The organism is Hyphomicrobium sp. (assembly GCF_047600905.1).
Classification (GTDB): domain Bacteria; phylum Pseudomonadota; class Alphaproteobacteria; order Rhizobiales; family Hyphomicrobiaceae; genus Hyphomicrobium_B.
In genome coordinates this window covers 2,071,166-2,088,893 of the sequence record NZ_JASGKD010000001.1, presented here as the reverse complement: position 1 = coordinate 2,088,893, position 17,728 = coordinate 2,071,166, and the positions used below count along the sequence as shown (strand labels likewise).

18 protein-coding genes and 1 pseudogene are annotated in these 17,728 nt (G+C 57.8%); 15 read left to right on the top strand and 4 right to left on the bottom strand.

All coding sequences use genetic code 11. The annotated features are described in order from the left end of the window. The first annotated feature begins 18 nt into the window (after positions 1-18). The 3 genes from QM780_RS10135 to QM780_RS10125 all read left to right on the top strand — a co-directional run bounded on the left by QM780_RS10135 (position 19) and on the right by QM780_RS10125 (position 2,368). Positions 19-342 carry a PepSY domain-containing protein gene (locus tag QM780_RS10135; protein WP_415070362.1) on the top strand — a complete coding sequence of 108 codons (324 nt, stop codon included), beginning with the start codon at positions 19-21 and terminating at the stop codon, positions 340-342. Continuing rightward, the gene (locus QM780_RS10130; RefSeq protein WP_415070361.1) at positions 342-1,007 is read left to right on the top strand and encodes a response regulator transcription factor; all 666 of its coding nucleotides are present in this window, start codon (positions 342-344) and stop codon (positions 1,005-1,007) included. Before QM780_RS10135 ends, QM780_RS10130 begins: the two co-directional genes overlap by 1 nt. A gap of 89 nt (positions 1,008-1,096) precedes the next feature. Continuing rightward, entirely contained in the window at positions 1,097-2,368 is a 1,272-nt protein-coding gene (locus tag QM780_RS10125) for a sensor histidine kinase (protein ID WP_415070360.1), read from the top strand. A 62-nt stretch (positions 2,369-2,430) separates the two neighbouring features. On the opposite strand, the gene QM780_RS10120 is transcribed toward QM780_RS10125, so the two are convergent. Beyond that, complete coding sequence (locus QM780_RS10120) at positions 2,431-2,733, bottom strand: DUF930 domain-containing protein (RefSeq protein ID WP_415070359.1); 303 nt, start codon at positions 2,731-2,733, stop codon at positions 2,431-2,433. Between the two features lie 491 nt (positions 2,734-3,224). On the opposite strand from QM780_RS10120, the gene QM780_RS10115 reads away from it, so the two are divergent. Both QM780_RS10115 and QM780_RS10110 read left to right on the top strand, forming a co-directional pair. Continuing rightward, complete coding sequence (locus tag QM780_RS10115; protein ID WP_415070358.1) at positions 3,225-3,869, top strand: DUF47 domain-containing protein; 645 nt, start codon at positions 3,225-3,227, stop codon at positions 3,867-3,869. A gap of 2 nt (positions 3,870-3,871) precedes the next feature. After that, positions 3,872-4,849 carry an inorganic phosphate transporter gene (locus QM780_RS10110; RefSeq protein WP_415070357.1) on the top strand — a complete coding sequence of 326 codons (978 nt, stop codon included), beginning with the start codon at positions 3,872-3,874 and terminating at the stop codon, positions 4,847-4,849. A gap of 119 nt (positions 4,850-4,968) precedes the next feature. Here the strand turns inward: QM780_RS10110 and QM780_RS10105 are convergent, their stop codons facing one another. Next, positions 4,969-5,376, bottom strand: a complete 408-nt coding sequence (locus QM780_RS10105) for a MerR family transcriptional regulator (RefSeq protein WP_415070356.1) — start codon at positions 5,374-5,376, stop codon at positions 4,969-4,971. A 73-nt stretch (positions 5,377-5,449) separates the two neighbouring features. On the opposite strand from QM780_RS10105, the gene QM780_RS10100 reads away from it, so the two are divergent. The 5 genes and pseudogenes from QM780_RS10100 to QM780_RS10080 all read left to right on the top strand — a co-directional run bounded on the left by QM780_RS10100 (position 5,450) and on the right by QM780_RS10080 (position 9,793). Then, on the top strand, positions 5,450-6,091 hold the full coding sequence (locus QM780_RS10100) for a cation transporter (protein WP_415070355.1): 642 nt from the start codon (positions 5,450-5,452) through the stop codon (positions 6,089-6,091). Between the two features lie 189 nt (positions 6,092-6,280). Next, positions 6,281-6,982 (top strand): DUF1254 domain-containing protein, encoded by a 702-nt coding sequence (locus QM780_RS10095; protein ID WP_415070354.1) that lies wholly within the window; start codon positions 6,281-6,283, stop codon positions 6,980-6,982. Positions 6,983-7,075: 93 nt separating this feature from the next. Then, positions 7,076-7,749 (top strand): annotated as a pseudogene (locus QM780_RS10090) (DUF1214 domain-containing protein). Positions 7,750-7,770: 21 nt separating this feature from the next. Further along, positions 7,771-8,802: a DUF1254 domain-containing protein gene (locus tag QM780_RS10085; protein WP_415070353.1), complete on the top strand. Its 1,032-nt coding sequence runs from the start codon at positions 7,771-7,773 to the stop codon at positions 8,800-8,802. A gap of 100 nt (positions 8,803-8,902) precedes the next feature. After that, complete coding sequence (locus tag QM780_RS10080; protein WP_415070352.1) at positions 8,903-9,793, top strand: bile acid:sodium symporter family protein; 891 nt, start codon at positions 8,903-8,905, stop codon at positions 9,791-9,793. 6 nt (positions 9,794-9,799) lie between these two features. On the opposite strand, the gene QM780_RS10075 is transcribed toward QM780_RS10080, so the two are convergent. Further along, positions 9,800-10,465: a Crp/Fnr family transcriptional regulator gene (locus QM780_RS10075; protein ID WP_415070351.1), complete on the bottom strand. Its 666-nt coding sequence runs from the start codon at positions 10,463-10,465 to the stop codon at positions 9,800-9,802. 177 nt (positions 10,466-10,642) lie between these two features. On the opposite strand from QM780_RS10075, the gene QM780_RS10070 reads away from it, so the two are divergent. From QM780_RS10070 to QM780_RS10060, 3 genes are all read left to right on the top strand, one after another. Further along, positions 10,643-11,557 (top strand): formylglycine-generating enzyme family protein, encoded by a 915-nt coding sequence (locus QM780_RS10070; protein ID WP_415070350.1) that lies wholly within the window; start codon positions 10,643-10,645, stop codon positions 11,555-11,557. Positions 11,558-11,640: 83 nt separating this feature from the next. Beyond that, the gene (locus tag QM780_RS10065) at positions 11,641-13,284 is read left to right on the top strand and encodes an arylsulfatase (protein ID WP_415070349.1); all 1,644 of its coding nucleotides are present in this window, start codon (positions 11,641-11,643) and stop codon (positions 13,282-13,284) included. 83 nt (positions 13,285-13,367) lie between these two features. Beyond that, the gene (locus QM780_RS10060; RefSeq protein WP_415070348.1) at positions 13,368-14,390 is read left to right on the top strand and encodes an HAD family hydrolase; all 1,023 of its coding nucleotides are present in this window, start codon (positions 13,368-13,370) and stop codon (positions 14,388-14,390) included. Positions 14,391-14,598: 208 nt separating this feature from the next. On the opposite strand, the gene QM780_RS10055 is transcribed toward QM780_RS10060, so the two are convergent. After that, complete coding sequence (locus tag QM780_RS10055; RefSeq protein WP_415070347.1) at positions 14,599-15,783, bottom strand: LysR family transcriptional regulator; 1,185 nt, start codon at positions 15,781-15,783, stop codon at positions 14,599-14,601. 244 nt (positions 15,784-16,027) lie between these two features. Here QM780_RS10055 and QM780_RS10050 point away from each other — a divergent pair, with 244 nt between their 5' ends. Both QM780_RS10050 and QM780_RS10045 read left to right on the top strand, forming a co-directional pair. Continuing rightward, complete coding sequence (locus QM780_RS10050; protein WP_415070346.1) at positions 16,028-16,228, top strand: hypothetical protein; 201 nt, start codon at positions 16,028-16,030, stop codon at positions 16,226-16,228. 13 nt (positions 16,229-16,241) lie between these two features. Then, positions 16,242-17,699, top strand: a complete 1,458-nt coding sequence (locus tag QM780_RS10045) for a flavin monoamine oxidase family protein (RefSeq protein ID WP_415070345.1) — start codon at positions 16,242-16,244, stop codon at positions 17,697-17,699. Positions 17,700-17,728 lie beyond the last annotated feature (29 nt).

Here is a 17,728-nt window from a genome sequence, read left to right as displayed (position 1 = left end):
GACGCAACGGATTTCATCATGAAACGCTTAGCTGTCCCGCCCCTGATCTGCCTATCGCTGCTGTCTGCCGGATCTGTCTCCGCTTCCGCCGACGATGGCGACGATCGTGATCATGAGATTGCGCGCAAAGCGCTGAGTAAAGGGCATATCCGCCCGTTGACGGAAATCATCGATACTTTGAAATCTGGGTTTCCCGGCCAAATTATCGGCGTCGAGCTTGAGTCGAAAAAAAATGGCACCTTCGTTTACGAGTTCAAGGTTTTAGCGCCGGATGGCAAGCTCAAAGAAGTCAAGGTCGATGCGGTCACGGCAAAGATCCTGAAGATTGAGGATGATGATTGATGCGCATCCTCATCGTCGAAGATGAACTGAAAATAGCGCAAAGCGTTGCTGCCGCCCTGGTCGCCGCAAACTACACTGTCGACGCCGTGTCTGATGGCGAAGAGGCGTGGTTCCGCGGCGATACGGAAAATTATGATCTGGTGATACTGGACCTCGGCCTGCCCAAGATGGACGGCCTCTCCGTGCTCAAACGGTGGCGCACGGCGGAGCGGACGATGCCTGTTCTTGTTCTGACGGCGCGTGGCGCATGGATGGAGCGAGTTGAAGGAATTGATGCCGGAGCAGACGACTACCTCGTGAAGCCGTTTCAGATTGAGGAATTAATTGCCCGAGTTCGCGCGCTTATTCGCCGTTCCGTCGGTCAGGGGTCGGCTCTTCTGACGGCGGGCGGCCTGGCGGTTGACACCCGGCAGATGCGCATCCAGATGGGCGGCGTTCCCGTGGCCGTATCTCCATTAGAATACCGGTTGATTTCCTATCTCATCCACCACAAAGGGAGAGTCGTCCCGCCAACAGAGTTGATCGGGCATCTTTACGGCGACGACGACGCGCGGGATGCCAACGCGCTCGAAGCCGTGGTAACGCGCCTTCGCAAAAAGCTCGGGCAGGACCTGATCGAGACGCGCCGCGGCTTCGGCTACATCGTCTCGGATTTGCGGGCATGAATACCAGCTCACTTCGTCTGAGATTGCTTGCTGCCGGTGTCCTATCGATTCTGATCGCGCTTGGCATTGCGGCGTTTGGCCTGACGGAATTGTTCAAGCGTCATGTCGAGCGCCGCGTCGATGTGGAACTGACAGTATACTTGAACCAACTGGCCGCGAACATAACACGCAAACCGTCGGGCGAATTGGCGTTGGCACATCGGCCATCGGATCCGCGATTTGAGGAGCCCTTCTCGGGACTTTACTGGCAAATCGCGGGAGTATCTTCTGATGTCCTGCGCTCCCGATCACTATGGGACACGGCTCTTTCTCTGCCAAACGAAACTAGCACCGGTAGCGCATCCCATCATTACGAGATCCCCGGTCCCCAGAATGCGCGTCTCTATCTTCTCCAGCGATACATCGAGTTGCCGGAAGATATCGGAGGCTCCAAAGTGCGCATCGCCGTTGGCGTGGACGCCCGGGAAGTCAGGCAATCCGTGCGAAGCTTTACGTCGGAACTCGTCCCGTTTCTGCTGATCATTGGTGCACTTCTTGGCGCTGCATCGTGGGTGCAAGTCAGTGTCGGCTTGCAGCCGCTCTCGACGATACGCGGGCGAATTGCGGGCATACGCTCGGGTAAGCAACGTCGTCTTGGCGGTAACTTTCCCAAGGAGGTAACGCCGCTTGCCGAAGAAATCGATGCGCTGCTCGATGAACGGGAAAAGGCGATCGAGAAAGCACGGGGGCGCGCCGCAGATCTGGCGCATGGGCTCAAAACGCCGCTGCAGGTTCTCAACGGAGAGATAATCCGGCTGGAGGAGAAAGGCGATGCAAGCACCGCTTCAGAGATTTCTTATCTTGTGAATCTCATGCGGCGCCATATCGACCGTCAGATCGCACGCGCTCGCATTTCCTATGCCAGCAGCGATGCCTCAACCAATATCAAGACGTCGGTGGAGCAGATCATACGTGTCGTTGAGCGAACGCCGCGTGGGCAAGACCTAAACTGGCTGGTCGAAGCCCCCGCCGATTTGACAGCACGAATTGATGCGGTCGACTTGGCCGAGGCCCTCGGCAACTTGCTCGATAACGCCGCGCGGCATGCAAGCAAAAAAGTGTCCGTGACGGCGTGCGCCGAGATGCAGGGCATCTCTATTTCAGTTTCTGACGATGGCCCCGGAATTGAGAAGGATCACCAGGCGGCAATGCTAGTTCGCGGCAAACGGCTCGATACGCAGTCTGGGGGAGCCGGACTTGGGTTGGCTATTGTGACTGACATTGTGGAGGCGTCGGGAGGAAGCCTCACGATCGAGAACGGATCGGTCGGCTTGATCGCGACGCTCCGAATTCCCGCTGTGAAAAGCGATCCGCAACCCTGAAGTCGTTCGTCATTTGACCATGGCGACGAGACGATGCCGGGAGGCTCAGTTGAGGCGCTTTCTCATTGCCATAGGCCCAGGTCTTCCCAATCTTCCTTCGAAACTTCTGAGCCGATTTCGTAAACGAACGTCTTCGCCTTCGTCCGGTTGTCGTTAACGGTGCATGTGAACTTTAACTTGTACCAGCGGTGATTGCGGAACGCACCCCCGGTCGAGGTGACGGTCTTTCCATCAAACCTCGCGCGCGAGAATATGCTTGTCTTGAGCCGGTCAACTCGAAGTTTTTTGTTCTCGCGCTTGATCTCGTCGATACTTCTTGCAATGCAGGCTTGAGGCGCGAGCTCCTCCGGCTTAAGTCTGAGCAAGGATTCTTCGGGAGTACTTGCGGCCGCCTTGCATGACGATAGGGCAACGAACAACAAAGCAATCCCCGAACTTCATTTCTCCTCCGGCTCAAATGCAGTGGAGGCACTTAACATGGTGCTTTGGCGCATACAAATTCCAAGTTTTCGAACCTGCCGGATGTCGGCTTTTAAAAGCTTATGCTCCATTTGTTCGCGGTATCGAGCTGGCCCCAACGGCGCGGTCACCAGACGGTATTCGAAACAGAGTTTAGACGAGGTCGCCGGCGCGCATGCAATCTCAGACTTCGGCGCTTGGTTTTCCTGCCGGGGAATTTCATGAACGGCGGAGGAGGCACAGCCGGAGGCGCTACATCGGCTACCAATTGAACAGGCACTTTCGGCTTCAACTGAACTCCGGCAATAGCCGCGCAACCACAGGAATTTTTTTGTCGTAGGTTGGCATGTCGCTCAATGCCAGATTAGTCTGAACGGAGTCGTTTAGGGAGTTACTGGTGGCCAATGCAATTGCTCGGCTGTTGGGCGATAATCCCAACAAAGCTTTCGGAAGGCACCTTCTTGATTTGGCAGACGTTGGAGTCGCATGTGCCACCCATTTTCGCGAAACCAATGGTCAGGATTTGCCGGGCGTAGTGTCGTTAGAAAAGAGTGCGGATAAGATCGTCGATGCGATACATGAACTGCTCGACAATGCCTTTATCATGCGCTTCGACACTCCCGATGCCGTGCGCCTAACGGATGCTCTTGATGACGTGATCGATGGCATGCGGGGCGCCGCCACGCACGTCGATATATACAAGAGGTATCTCCGGGTGTTGCGGCCCGAAGCGGAAGAGCTCATTATTGCAGGGGAGAGCGCAATCCGAGCCCTGCGTGATCTCGTTGCTGCGGTGAGTGCCGGACCGGTCTCATTAAATCGCGCTCGCGAAGGCGCCAGGGCCATTAATGAAGCCGAAGCGAATGCCGATAAAATTATTGCACGGGCAGAACGCAATCTCGTTGATGAGTTCTCGACGACGCAAAAAAACACGCTCGAATTCATCGCGCTCGAAAAGCTTTATTCGATGCTTGAACAAATAACCGACGACGCGAAACGATGTGGTAAGTTGATTGTCTCCCTTATCCGCAAGGAGGCTTGAGCGTGATTTCGATCGCGCTCGTCGTGGCTCTCGCAACAATCCTTGCTGCCGAGTTCGTTAACGGCTGGACTGACGCGCCCAATGTGATCGCGACAGTCGTTGCCACAGGAGTGATGTCGCCGCGCGCAGCAATCATCATGGCGGTGATCATGAATACCGTCGGAGCCATGTCTGGCACGGCAGTCGCTGAGACTGTCGGCAAAGGCATAGTTGAATCAAGTGCGCTTACGCTTCATTCGATTACAGCAGCAATGCTGAGTATCATCGCGTGGGGAACATTCGCGGCCCGCGCCGGACTTCCTATAAGCAAGTCGCACGCGCTCCTTGCAGGCCTTGCCGGTGCGGCCTACGCAGGCGGAGGTTGGTCAGCACTGCAATGGTCGGGTTGGGAAAAGGTGATTATCGGCATGGTGATGTCGATGGTGCTTGGCGGCGTTGCGTCTTACGCGATTGGTTCCGCCATCGTGAGTATCGCCGGGGGCGCCAAGCCCGGCCCGGCTAAAAGGATCTTTGAAAGACTGTCGATTGCCGCTGCCTGCTTTCTAGCCTTCAATCACGGATTGAACGATGGCCAAAAGTTTATGGGCGTGTTTGCGACGACATTGCTCATAGGCGGTGCAGCCACTACGTTCACGATCCCGTGGTGGGTGATCATCATGTGTGCCTTGACAATGGCGGCTGGAACTTCGGCGGGCGGATGGCGGATCATCCGCACCATTGGATGGCGCATGACGCGACTGCAAAGTTGGCAAGGTTTTGCCGCTCAAGCAGCCGCAGGGATCACGATCTTCGGTGCGTCAGAGTTTGGAGTTCCGCTCTCGACTACGCATACAATCACGAGTGCTATTGCGGGAGCTGCTGCGAGCCGCCGGACGTCAGACATTCGCTGGGTTGTTCTTGTCCGGATCGTGCTCGCCTGGATAATTACCTTTCCCGTATGCTTCGCAGCGTCGTACGCGGCCGCCCGCCTCGTGTCTTAGCCGCAACAAAACGAAAGCGCCTTTGCCGGACAATCGAAAGCTGCCGGGCTGGCGTTCACTGTTCGAAGTTACAAATGCGCGCTGAGATTTCCGCTTAGGGCCAATAGCAGTCGTAGCGCCTAGCGTGCATTTCCTCGTTCTGCCAGAGTGCCTATGACCTTGCATTCAGAAATGCGTTTCTTTGTGCAGCACTTAAGCATCTGGGCGATCTCGCGGCGCAAAGTTTTGAGCGAGCCAATTTTTGCGTCGATTGCTTCAAGATGGGTGGTGGCGATATCATCGGCAGAACCGCACGACTGGTCCGGCCTTGCGGCCAGATCGAGAAGGCTGCGAATATCGTCGATAGAAAAACCCAAATCGCGCGCATGTCGAATGAACAAGAGACGCTTCAACAAAACATCCGTGTAGCGTCGCTGTCCGCCCTCGCTTCGGGCTGGTTTCGGCATTAAGCCGATCTGCTCATAATAGCGCAGCGTTTGGACTGCATATCCGGCCCTTCGCGCCAATTCGCCGATCGCGTAATCCATCGCATTGCCTCTTGAACCTACAGCCACTGTAGATGCTATCTCAGGAGTGATGTTCAAGGCTAGAGGAACGTTCATGAGCGACAGCTGCTGCCGAGGCTGCTCCGCGGGCCAGGTCCAAAACACAAGTTATCGGCGCGTGCTGTGGGCGGTGTTGATCGTCAATGCCGTGATGTTTGCGGTCGAGATTGGAGCCGGGCTTGCCGCTGGTTCGGCGTCCTTGCAGGCCGACGCTCTGGATTTCCTGGGCGACACGGCGAACTATGCCATCAGCCTATTCGTAGCGGGCATGGCGCTGCGTTACCGTGCGATGGCGTCGGTTGCCAAGGGCGCCACGATGTTTGCGTTTGGGCTTTGGGTCATCGGCGTGACGATCTGGCATGCCGTTCATGGCACGCTCCCATACGCCTTCAGCATGGGCATGGTCGGAATTGCCTCGCTGACCGCCAACGCTATCTCGTTTGCGCTGCTGTGGGCCTATCGCGACGGTGATTCCAACATGCGGTCAGCATGGATTTGCACGCGTAACGACATGATAGGAAACCTTGCGGTTCTTCTGGCCGCCATCGGCGTTTTCGGAACCGGAACCGGCTGGCCGGACGTCGTGGTCGCAGCCATAATGGCCGCCCTTGCCTTGCAGGGCGCGATCATCGTGCTTCGCCACGCCTTGTCCGAGTTGCGCGGGGGGAAAGCGATTGCCGTTGCTTCGGCGTCTTGAAGATGGTTCCGACCATTGACAGCGGCAATGCGGGAGCATTGTTGAGTGTCGGACCGCCGAGTTGTTGGCGGGATAGCGGTGACCTGAGAGCGTGACGCGACGCAACAACGTATTCGTTTGACTATCAAAGCCTGCCACTAGAGTTTCTTGCAGCGACGGGCGGTCACTACGCGTGCCAGGAAGCTGGACATGCGCATTTTATGCATGGTTATCTTTTTGGCGGCAGCAACGGTCAACGCGCTGGCGCAGAGTGCGACGATTGCCGGGCCCGGAATGTCGAACGAGCCTCTGGGTGGGCAGCCTCCTGCCGGCAGCACGCCCTCGGTAAAAGATTTCGATTACCAGATCAAATATCAGCGCGCCTTCGAAGCGATGCTGTGGAGCATGCCGGCCACATCGATCTACTCGTTCCGCCGCTCCGCATTCCAGGACCTCGGAATGGTGGACAACGACATCATCGCCAATTCAGCAGGTGCGACACCCAAACTCGAAGCGCTGACGGCCAACAGCACGACGCCCTACATCGCCGCGTTCAGCGATCTGCGGAACGGCCCCGTGGTGCTAGAGTTGCCCGCCGCCGGACCTGATGCCAGCCTCTACGGTCAAGTCGTCGACGCCTGGCAGTTCACGATCGCAGACGTCGGACCAGCCGGCTTAGACAAGGGGAAAGGTGGCAAATACCTTTTCACACCGCCCGGCTATAAGGAAGCAATTCCGGCCGGCTACATTCACGCGCCTTCGCCCAATTACCGGATTGCATTGGCGTTTCGCGCAATCGCCGCGCCAGGCAAGACGGCGGCCGATGCGCATGCCTACGCGCAGAAGCTACGGATGTATTATCTGAGCCAGGCCGATCCTCCGAAACAGCGCTTCGTGGACGCCGTCGACTAGCGCTACGCGACGTTACCGCGCTACGACGAAAGCGCTTTCCAGGACATCTACGACATCGTGAGTGTTGAGCCGGTCAAGGAAGAAGACAAGGTGATGATGGGCATGCTCGCGTCGCTTGGCATTCAGCAGGGCAAGCCTTTCAGCCCTGACGAGACAGCGAAGCGTGCAATGCACAATGCCGCGATCGACGCCTGGTTCTTTCTCCAGTCACAAGTCGACGCCGTCTTTGCTGCGAAGACCTACTGGCCGGATCGGCATTATGCGCAGGTTGCGCTTCCGGATGCTAACCACACCTTCACCTACGTCTACGACGATCGCATCGATCTCATTCCAAGAGCCGTGCTGTATTTCTTCGCGACCTTCGTTCCGAGAAAAGACGTCGAGAAGCCCACCAACGAGTACCTTAGCGCGATCGCGGACAAAAACGGCCACCCCTTGCAAGGGGGTACGCTTTATAAGATCACGGTGCCGAAGGACATGCCGGTGAAGCAGTTCTGGGCGCTGACGGTCTCGACCGCGCAACGTTCGCGTTCATTTATACGGACTCCGAACGCACGACGCTGTCGTCCCTGGATCTGCCGAAGATGAAGACGAACGCGGACGGCAGTGTCACACTTTATATCGGTCCAGAGGCACCGGCGGGATTTGAATCGAACTGGATTCCGGCCCGGGGCAGGCGGCCCTTTCCGATGCTCCGCTTCTACGGCGCGACCGACCCACTATACAACAAGACGTTCAAGATGCCGGATTTCGAACACGCGGAGTAACGTCGTTTCTCGGAGTAGCAGATGTACAAACTCGTTAGGCCCGTCCTCTCCGCGCTCGCGGCGCTTGCCGCCACAAGCGCGGTGCTTGCGCAGACAGGTGATCCGGTCAAAGTTACGGTTGAAAACTACAACCGTGCCGAGTCGGATGTTAGCTTGGCCGGGATCGTCAAATCGGGCGGCTTTGGCAAATTCGAGCACGCCGGTTTCCCCACACCACTCGATAAGCAGTTTGTCATTCGCCCGAACCGCGACACGCTTTACTCAAATGCGGTGTTCGATCTCGATGCCGGCCCCGTGACGATCAAGATTCCGGATGCCGGAACACGCTTCATGTCCCTGCAGATTATCGACGAGGATCGGTATTCGCCAGCGGTCTACTATGGCGCTGGAAGCTATCCGCTCACCAAGGAGAAGATCGGAACCCGCTATATCCTCGCGTCGGTTCGGACGCTCGTCGACCCCAGCGATCCCAAGGATCTTGAGGCGGTGCACGCGCTGCAGGACGCTATCAAAGCTGAACAACCCGGTGGCCCGGGCAACTTCGAAGTACCGAACTGGGATGAGGCAAGCCGTCTCAAGGTCCGGAGCGCCCTCCTGACCCTCGCGGAAGGCATGAACTCGAAGCGCATGTTCGGACCGCGTGAGGAGGTCGATCCGATCAAGCATCTGATTGGGACAGCGGTCGGCTGGGGTGGCAATCCCGAGAATGCCGCGCTTTGTATCTCCGTCGTGCCTCCGAAGAATGATGGAACAACGATCCATACACTTCATGTGCCAGGCGACGTGCCAGTCGATGGCTTCTGGTCGGTCAGCCTCTACAATGCCAACGGCTACTTTCAGAAGAACGACTACGATGCCTATTCGATTAACAACATCACGGCAAAGAAGGGGGACGAAAGCTCGGTCGACATTCAATTTGGCAGCTGCGACGGAAAGATCGCGAACTGCCTGCCGATCATGAAGGGCTGGAACTACACGGTTCGGCTGTATCGGCCGCGCGCCAGCATTCTAAACGGAACTTGGAAATTTCCCGACGCGCGACCAACAACATGACGTCCGCTTCGGGCCAGAAGCGGACAAGTGGCCGCGCGGGTGTTAGAATTCGAAACCCCGCATTGCTTCCACATTCTTCCGCGCGTCCGCGAGCCAACTTATGTTGCAGTTCTTGGCTGATCAAGCCATTCCGGTCTGTGTGTTTTTCCTGATGTTGGTTGCCGGCACGGAAATTTCGCGCGCCGACTTTTCAAGGTTGTCCCAAAACACCCGCGTTGTATTGCTCGGATCGGCAGGCCAGCTTCTCGCACTTCCACCGATTGCGCTTGCCATCATTGCCGTTTCTTCGCCGCCCTCCACTATCGCCGCCGGCCTGATAATCTTGTCCCTCAGTCCAAATGGGGGAATATCCAACTCGTACTGTTACCTCGCTCGCTGCAACGTGCTCCTTTCGGCGACGATAACGGCGGTGGGAACCGCGCTGTGTCTAGTAACTATTCCGGCTTGGCTCACGTTGATTCCCAGTGCGCGAGATTTCAACGTCGTCCTGCTCGAGGTTCCTTCGCGGACAGTCGTCACTCAGCTTCTGGTCTTGATGATCCTGCCCATAGGCATTGGCGGGCTCGTGAGGCGCGAATACCCGAAGTGGACAGCGAGCGCCACCAAGGCGCTTCGATGGCTATCGATCGGCTTCGTCGCCATCATTCTCGCGTCGGCGGTGGCGACAGTCGGCGCCAATCTATCGGAACTCATGCTCAGCATCGTAATGACTGCTGCTCTATTTATCATTGCTGCCATGACTGTCGGATGGTTGTTTGGCCGCGGGCTTAACGACAGAGATCGGCCCGTCCTTGCCATTGAGGCCGGCGTCCGCAATGTTGGCGTTGCGCTGCTCCTGGGGCGGACGGTGGTAGCACCGGAAACCTTTGGCGCCCTCGCAAGTTTCATAACAGGGTATTTCATCGTAGAAGTAGTCATTATGCTGCCTTATGCGCACTGTCAGGCGCGGCGTTCGAGCGTTGAAACGGCGAAATTTCCGAATTCCAACTGACCGGCGCTATTGCTCATCTCGAAAAGTGGTGAGAATACCTGAATCGAGCACACGCAGCTTGCGATATCGCATCTCAATAGCGCCGCGAGCCGCAAGGTCATCGAGGCATCGTCGCAAGGTGCCCCGCGTGACACCCACAAGCTTTGCGAGATCATCCTGAGTAATCGGGGCTTCCTGCAATCGCTCGGTGAGCTGCAAAAGGCGCCGGCTGACCCTAGCGCGAACCGTCAGTGATAAGACTTCTGAGAGAAGCGCCACTGCAGTCGAAGAGTTCAAGGCAGCAAGCCGATAAAACGCTCGCCAGTATTCGGGACGACTCGAAAGAAGTTGTTGAATGGCGTGACTAGGGAGATGCAGCAACTTGCTCTCAGTTACAGCCATTAAAGAAACGATGCGCGGAATATCAGCCAACTCCGCCGCATCACCGATCCAAAATCCAATCTCAGCTCGATAGATCGATACCGGCTCTTCGGCGACAAGGGGAAATGTTATCTCCAGGCCCCCTTCTGCAAGTCCGTACAGCCCGTCTGCAGTGTCGCCCGCCTGGTAAACAAACTGTCCCGCACCATACGGACGCCACCGACCAACTTGGGTCGCCCATTCTCGGAAGTCTTGTGATTGGCCCGCGAGCCAGCCGACTTGATCAAGCGGCGCAATATTTTCGGTGTTCACGAATTTTCTGCCCACAATTGATTCGAATTGGCCATTTCGAGCGACTGTTTCTTGCTAGCCAATCTAGCGCATTGAGACGCTAGAACGAGCGCATCGTTTCGTTGCCTGCTTAAAAATCGATGGCAAACGATGTCTGTTGACACCACAAGTCTAGGACGGGCTTCGACCACAGAGGGAATGGCTTTTATTCCCCGCGGTACGTTTGCCATGGGCTCAGACAAGCACTACCGGGAGGAAGCCCCTGTCCATCGTGTGACCGTCGATGGATTCTGGATCGACGAAACACCGGTCACAAATTTGCAGTTCAGACACTTCGTCGAGGCGACGGATTACGTCACCTTCGCAGAAATTCCGCCGAGAGCAAAAGATTACCCCGGTGCGCTGCCCCACATGCTGAGAGCGGGATCGCTGGTTTTCCGCCCTGCCTCAGTTAACGCGCGCGACTGGAGCGAATGGTGGGAGTTTCGCTTCGACGCGAACTGGCGTCACCCATACGGCCGCGGTAGCTGGACCAAGGGCCTTGGCGATCATCCCGTCGTGCACGTCGCTTACCGAGACGCCGAGGCTTACGCAAAGTGGGCCGGTAAGGAATTGCCTACGGAGGCAGAGTGGGAGTTCGCTGCGCGGGGCGGTCTCGACGGTGCAGAGTTCGCCTGGGGAGATGAGTTGACGCCCGGCGGCCGTCAGATGGCCAATACCTGGCAGGGCAATTTTCCGCACGAGAACCTCAAGCTCGACGGGTACGAGCGCACCTCACCCGTCAAAGCATTTCCGCCGAACGGCTATGGCCTTTACGACATGATCGGCAACGTGTGGGAATGGACGACCGATTGGTACGCCCCATCCCATCCTGCTGACGCTCGAAAGGCCTGCTGCATTCCAGCGGACCCACGCGGTCCCTCGGTCGACCAAAGTTACGATCCCTGCCAACCGCACATTCGAATTCCTCGCAAGGTTCTCAAAGGCGGTTCGCATCTCTGCGCGCCAAATTATTGCCGGCGTTACCGCCCTGCTGCGCGCCATGCAGAACCCATTGATACGTCGACAAGCCACGTCGGATTTCGGTGCGTGATCAGATCGGGAAATTCATAGCCAACCTACACTTCGATGTGAAGCAGGAGACGTCACGACGGAAGAGCAACAACTAAAATTCAAAAACACTAGAGGAGTCGTCCATGAAAGTTGAAGGGAAAGAGCAGGGCCCCGAACGCCAATCGCAATTCGACTGCAACCGGCGCAACATTCTCATGAGCGGCGGATCGTTGATGGCGCTTGCGGCTACCGCTGGGATTGGTGCGGCGGAAGCGCAAGAGCCCAACGCCACACCGAAACAGCCGGCATCCGGCAAGCCGAACATCCTCATCATATGGGGCGATGACATCGGCTGGTGGAACGTCAGCGCCTACAATCAAGGAATGATGGGCTACAAGACTCCCAACATCGATCGCGTCGCCAAGGAAGGCGCGCTGTTCACCGACTGGTACGGCCAGCAGAGCTGCACGGCCGGTCGCGCCTCCTTCATCACGGGACAGGTCGGCTATCGCACGGGAATGCTCAAAGTCGGGCTACCAGGCGCAAAGGAGGGCCTGCAAGCAGAGGACGTGACCATTGCCGACCTGCTCAAAGCCCAGGGTTACATGACCGGCCAGTTCGGCAAAAACCATCTCGGCGACCGCGATGAGCATCTCCCGACCGCGCACGGCTTCGACGAGTTCTTCGGCTCGCTCTACCACTTGAATGCCGAGGACGAACCGGAGCACCCGGATTATTTCAAGGATCCGGAGCTTCGTAAGAAATACGCCACGCGCGGAGTTCTCCATACCTGGGCCAATGCAGACGGCACCCAGAAAATCGAGATGACGGGTCCGCTGAACAAGAAACGCATGGAAACGATCGACGTTGAGGTCACCACTGCCGCGAAGGACTTCCTGAAGCGCGCCAAGGAGGCCGATAAGCCATTTTTTCTGTGGTGGAACTCTACCCGGATGCACGTATGGACGCGCCTGAAAAAGGAGAGCGAGGGCAAGACCGGCCTCGGCATCTATCCGGACGGCATGGTCGAGCATGATGGCCAGGTTGGCGAAATGCTCAATGCGCTCGACGAACTAGGCTTCGCCGACAACACCATCGTGATGTATTCGACCGACAACGGCGCGGAGAAGTTCACATGGCCCGACGGCGGGCAATCGCCATTCCGGGGCGAGAAGAACACCAACTGGGAAGGCGGCTATCGCGTGCCCTGCGCCATCCGCTGGCCCGGCGTTATTAAGCCCGGCACGGTCTTCAACGACATATTCGCACATGAAGACATGCTGCCAACGCTGGTCGCCGCCGCCGGTGTGCCCGACGTCAAGGAGCAGCTGCTCAAAGGTATGAAGGTAGGCGACAAGACGTTCAAGGTGCACCTCGACGGCTATGACATCTCCGATGCCTTGGCCGGCAAGACCCGCAGCCCGCGTCGCGACTTCTTCTACTTCGTGGATGATGGCACGCTGACCGGCCTGCGCTTCGACCAGTGGAAGATCGTGTTCGCGGAACAGCGCGAACACGGCATGAATGTCTGGGAAGAGCCGTTCGTCGCGCTGCGGCTGCCAAAGCTCTTCAACCTGCGATCCGATCCATTCGAAACCGCCGACCACGAGGGCATGGATTACGAGCGCTGGCGTGTCGAGCATCTATTTGTGATGGTTCCGGCGCAGGAATACGTCGCGAAGTTCTTGGCGACATTCAAGGAGTTCCCACCTCGCCAGAAGCCGGGCAGCTTCTCGATCGACCAGGTTATGATGTCGCTCGATGCCGGCGCTAAGGTCGCCAACTGATCGATCGCTTGGACCGGTCGGGCATTCGTTGGCCTTCCGGCCGGTCCCGTTTGCGAAATTCAGCCTGACAGTGGAGACCTGCAATGCGTATTGGTCTTACAGCGCTCATCGCACGCGCAACGGTGCTGTCACTCATCGCGCTCACCTTCGGGGCGGCCACTCTACTATCCGAAGAAAGAAACGCGGGCGTCCTCGAATCGTGGAACGATGGAGCAGCCAAACGCGCCATCATCGACTTCGTCGTCAGGGTGACGAAAGACGGCGGCGCGGAATTCGTGCCTCAGGCACAACGTATCGCCGTTTTCGATAACGACGGCACGCTCTGGGCGGAGCAACCGCTTTACTTTCAACTTGCCTTTGCCATCGACCGCATCAAATCGCTGGCGCCGGAACATCCCGGATGGACTACGACCGAGCCCTTCAAGAGCATACTCGCAGGCGATGTCGAGACCGCGCTTGCCACGGGAGAGAAGGGCGTCGCGCAGATCGTAGCCGCGACACACGCCGGCATGACAACCGAGAAATTTGGCGAGGTCGTCGACGAATGGCTTGCGAACGCGAAACATCCCAAGACCCAACGCCCCTACACCGAAATGGTCTATCAGCCAATGTTGGAGCTGCTTTTGTATTTGCGCGACAACGGCTTCAAGACGTACATCGTTTCTGGTGGCGGCGTCGAATTCATGCGCCGTTTCGCCGAGGACGTTTATGGAATTCCGCCGGAGCAGGTTGTCGGCTCATCAGGCGTCGTAACGTTCGAGATCGGCGACGGCGGCAAACCTGAATTGATAAAGCAACCGGAGATCGAGTTCGTGGATGACGGCAGCGGCAAGCCCGTCGGTATCAACCGGTTCATCGGTCGGCGCCCCATCTTTGCCTTCGGCAACTCCGACGGCGATCTGCAGATGTTACAGTACACGGCAGCGGGTAACGGCGCGCGGTTCGCAGGCATCGTCCACCACACCGATTCCGATCGGGAGTGGGCCTACGACCGCGCGTCTCACATCGGAAAGCTCGACAAAGCATTGAGCGAAGCGGTCACCCGCGGCTGGTCGGTCGTCGACATGAAAGCGGATTGGAGGACAATTTTTCCAGAGAAAAGATAGTGCCAAAAGCGACCGCCGCTGGCACTGCGGCCGTGCTGTGGCTGTTGCCAACTTACTATCCGTTCGGGATCAGAAGCGATCGACAACGCGGCCTGAAATGTTTCCGCATCACTCATGTAAGCAGGCATCTGTCGTCGTGCGCAAGCTGACTTGTCGCAGATCAAGCTAATGTCGGTTTACGGGATGAAGCGGCCAATCAAACTTCAAATTATATAGCGCATTTGCGCGCGATCTCCGCGAGCTCTCTTTTCAGGCGGGGAATTGCATAGTCGAGGAAAACACGGACTTTCCGCAGCGTGGGCCGTCTGGATGAGTAATAGATATCTACGGGGACAGGCGCGATCTCATAGTTCTCGAGCACAATCTCAAGCCTGCCGCGATTGATCGCCGAGGAGGCGTGATAGGCATAGACCTGAGCCAGTCCATGCCCCGCAACTGCCGACTCGACGACAGCGTCTGCGGTGCTCATCACCAAACGGCTCTGCATCGATCGCTTTTGCACGACCGATCCTGCCCGAAACTCCCAAGGGGCCTCGAGCCCGGATGATCTTGCGAAAGATATCGATTGATGTCTGGCGAGGTCGCGTGGCGTCTGAGGCTTGCCGTTTTTTCCCAAATAAGCCGGGCTTGCGCATATGATTTGGCGTAAAGTTCCGAGCCTCAGGTATCGCATGGCCGGGTCGAGCGGAGCTTCGATGCGAATGCCGAGGTCGACCCGTCCTTCAGTCATCTCGACCGGCACATCACTTAATTGCAATCGAATAGCCACCTCTTTGTACTGCCCGACAAAATCGTTGACGATCGGGAGGATGTGCCGGTGCCCGAAGCAATACGGAGCGGCTATCGCGAGGCGGCCCTTCGGAGTTTTGGATTCGCCTGAAGCCATGCTCTCGGCCTCCGAGACGGTATCCAATATTTTTCGCACGTTCTCATAAAATCGCTGGCCGTTGTCGGTCGTCGAGACCGCGCGCGTTGTGCGCATGAGAAGTTGCGAGCCGAGGTGGTCCTCAAGCTCCGCAATCTTCCTGCTGACGGTCGGCACAGAGAGGCCGAGGGAGCGCGCGGCTTGCGAAAAGCCGCGAAGCTCAACCACCGCCGCGAAGACCTTCATGTTCTGTAATTTGTCCACGGCACTCTTCCGCAATTTGAAACAGTGTTGTCCGAACTTAACTGGTTCTCTCAGTCGGCGCATCGGAATTAGCTTGGCCTCGTTCCGAAATTCAGTTGCCTCGTTCTTCGGGTTGTCGATGTCGTGTCGAGCGGGGTGTCGGAGAAGGTGCTCATGGCAAGCAACGACGTTCACCGCGCTTCCGTCCTCTTCGAAGGCGACTTGAATGCGCAAACGGGCCGCACCGGAGCTTGGTCGGCCAAAGCATTTCTGCGCAGCCAGCATCGTTCCGCCTTTCTCCTTGGTCGCCAGCTAATCGGGCGCTTCGCCGCCTGGCGGCGAGGGAACCGGGCCCGGGACCTGACCCAATGTGCGGGCGAAACCCGAAGCGACGGCCTCCCATTCTTCGTCGCGCACAACCCGTACTGCATGTCGAACCAGGTTCGTTGGATCACGCGAGATCGCGCGCATCCGAACGCGGACGCCGAGCGCAACGAGCCAACGCCTTAGAGATATTTCGGAGCGACAGGTGACCGCCAAACCCCCTCCGCCGACGACCGGTGCTTCCAACTCGACGACCGCGCTGACCGCGGCAGAAATCGAGGAGCTTTTGGCCGAGGCCCATAAGGTCGATCGCATCCTGGCTCAGCTCGCGGCGGCGTGGCTGGAGCAAGAGCCGTCGATCCGCGGTCGGCCCGATATTGAAGAGGAGCGGGATATCGATGCTTGAAGCTTTCCGGACTATGGCCCGCAAGCGGATGGATGTCAGGAGCACCGGGCGCAAAGTTGGCGCTCAGCAGCGGCTGGCGAGATACGATGCCATCATCGTCGGGGCCGGGATATCCGGGCTTGGAGCAGCACGCGCGTTGTCGGCGCATGGTCTCCGCGTCGTGGTGCTGGAGGCGCGAGAACGCATCGGCGGCAGGATTTCAACTGAGAATCACATCGATCTCGGCGCCCATTGGCTTCATGGGACCCGAGGCAACCCGATCGCCGAGTTGGCGCGCGATCTCGGCGTGCCTATGCTGTTGGTCGGTGGTGACAGCAGCTACGCCGGCGGCCGGGAGCAACTCGCTCTGTACTGTGCCGGCGGGCGTCTCAGTTCCAAATTGAAGGATCAGAGCTTTGCGTTGGTCGACGAAATTTTTTTGGATGTCGCGTCGCTGAGGCTCAAGCTCAAACGCGAACGTGCGGTCGACATGCCTTTGGCAAGTGCGATCGCCGCCGTTATGAAGGAACGTAACCTCTCCGCTGAAATGCGAGCGCGCATCGCCTGGCACCTGGCGGTCGTGACCCGAGACGATTGGGCGGCCGATGCGGACGAGCTTTCGACGCTTTCGGCGGACGATGGTCTCGCGCCTTACGATGGTGGCGATAGCGTGTTTCTCAATGGCGCGGGTGACCTCGTAGCGCAACTCGCGCAGGGACTGGATATTCGATTGGGTCAAGTCGTCCGAACGATCACGGATCGAAATGACGGCGTGGTTGTCTCGACCGATTTCTCTGATTTCGACGGGGAAGCTGTCATTATAACGCTGCCTCTCGGGGTTTTGAAAAGCGAAGCGGTGCGCTTCGTTCCCTCGTTGCCGGACCGAAAGACAAGAGCGATCTCAAAGCTCGGCATGGGGACCCTGACGAAAGTCATACTTATTTTCGAGCGTCCGTTTTGGCGGGAAGACCAATATGTGTTTGGGCACTTGGCGAGGAATGTCGGCGATGCGCCGACAACGGTCATAAACATGTGGAAGACGCATCGATTGCCGATCCTGATGATGCAGATCGGCGGGCGCTTAGGCGGCGCGCTCGAGAACTGGTCTCAAGAGGCTCTATCGTCATGGGCGATGAAAAGTCTGAGGGACATGTTCGGGGAGAGCGTCCCGCTGCCGCGCGAGATCCGACTGACCAAATGGAATAGCGATCCCTTCGCGCGGGGCGCGTATAGCTTCATGGCGGTGGGTGCGACGCCCGAGGATATAGACGCTCTGGCGGCTCCCGTAGGTGAACGCGTTCTCTTTGCGGGCGAAGCGACGGTGCGCATGCATCGAGCGTGCATGCACGGCGCTTACGCGTCAGGCATCCGCGAAGCTGCGCGCTTGATCGGGCTCGGACACGAAGGGCAGGGTCGCAGCGATCGAGCAGGCGCCATGACCGCGAGACGTTCCATGGACGCACTCGCCGATCGGGAGTGGCGAGCGCATTGACGTTCAGCGCGAAGCTGCGCTCCTATAAG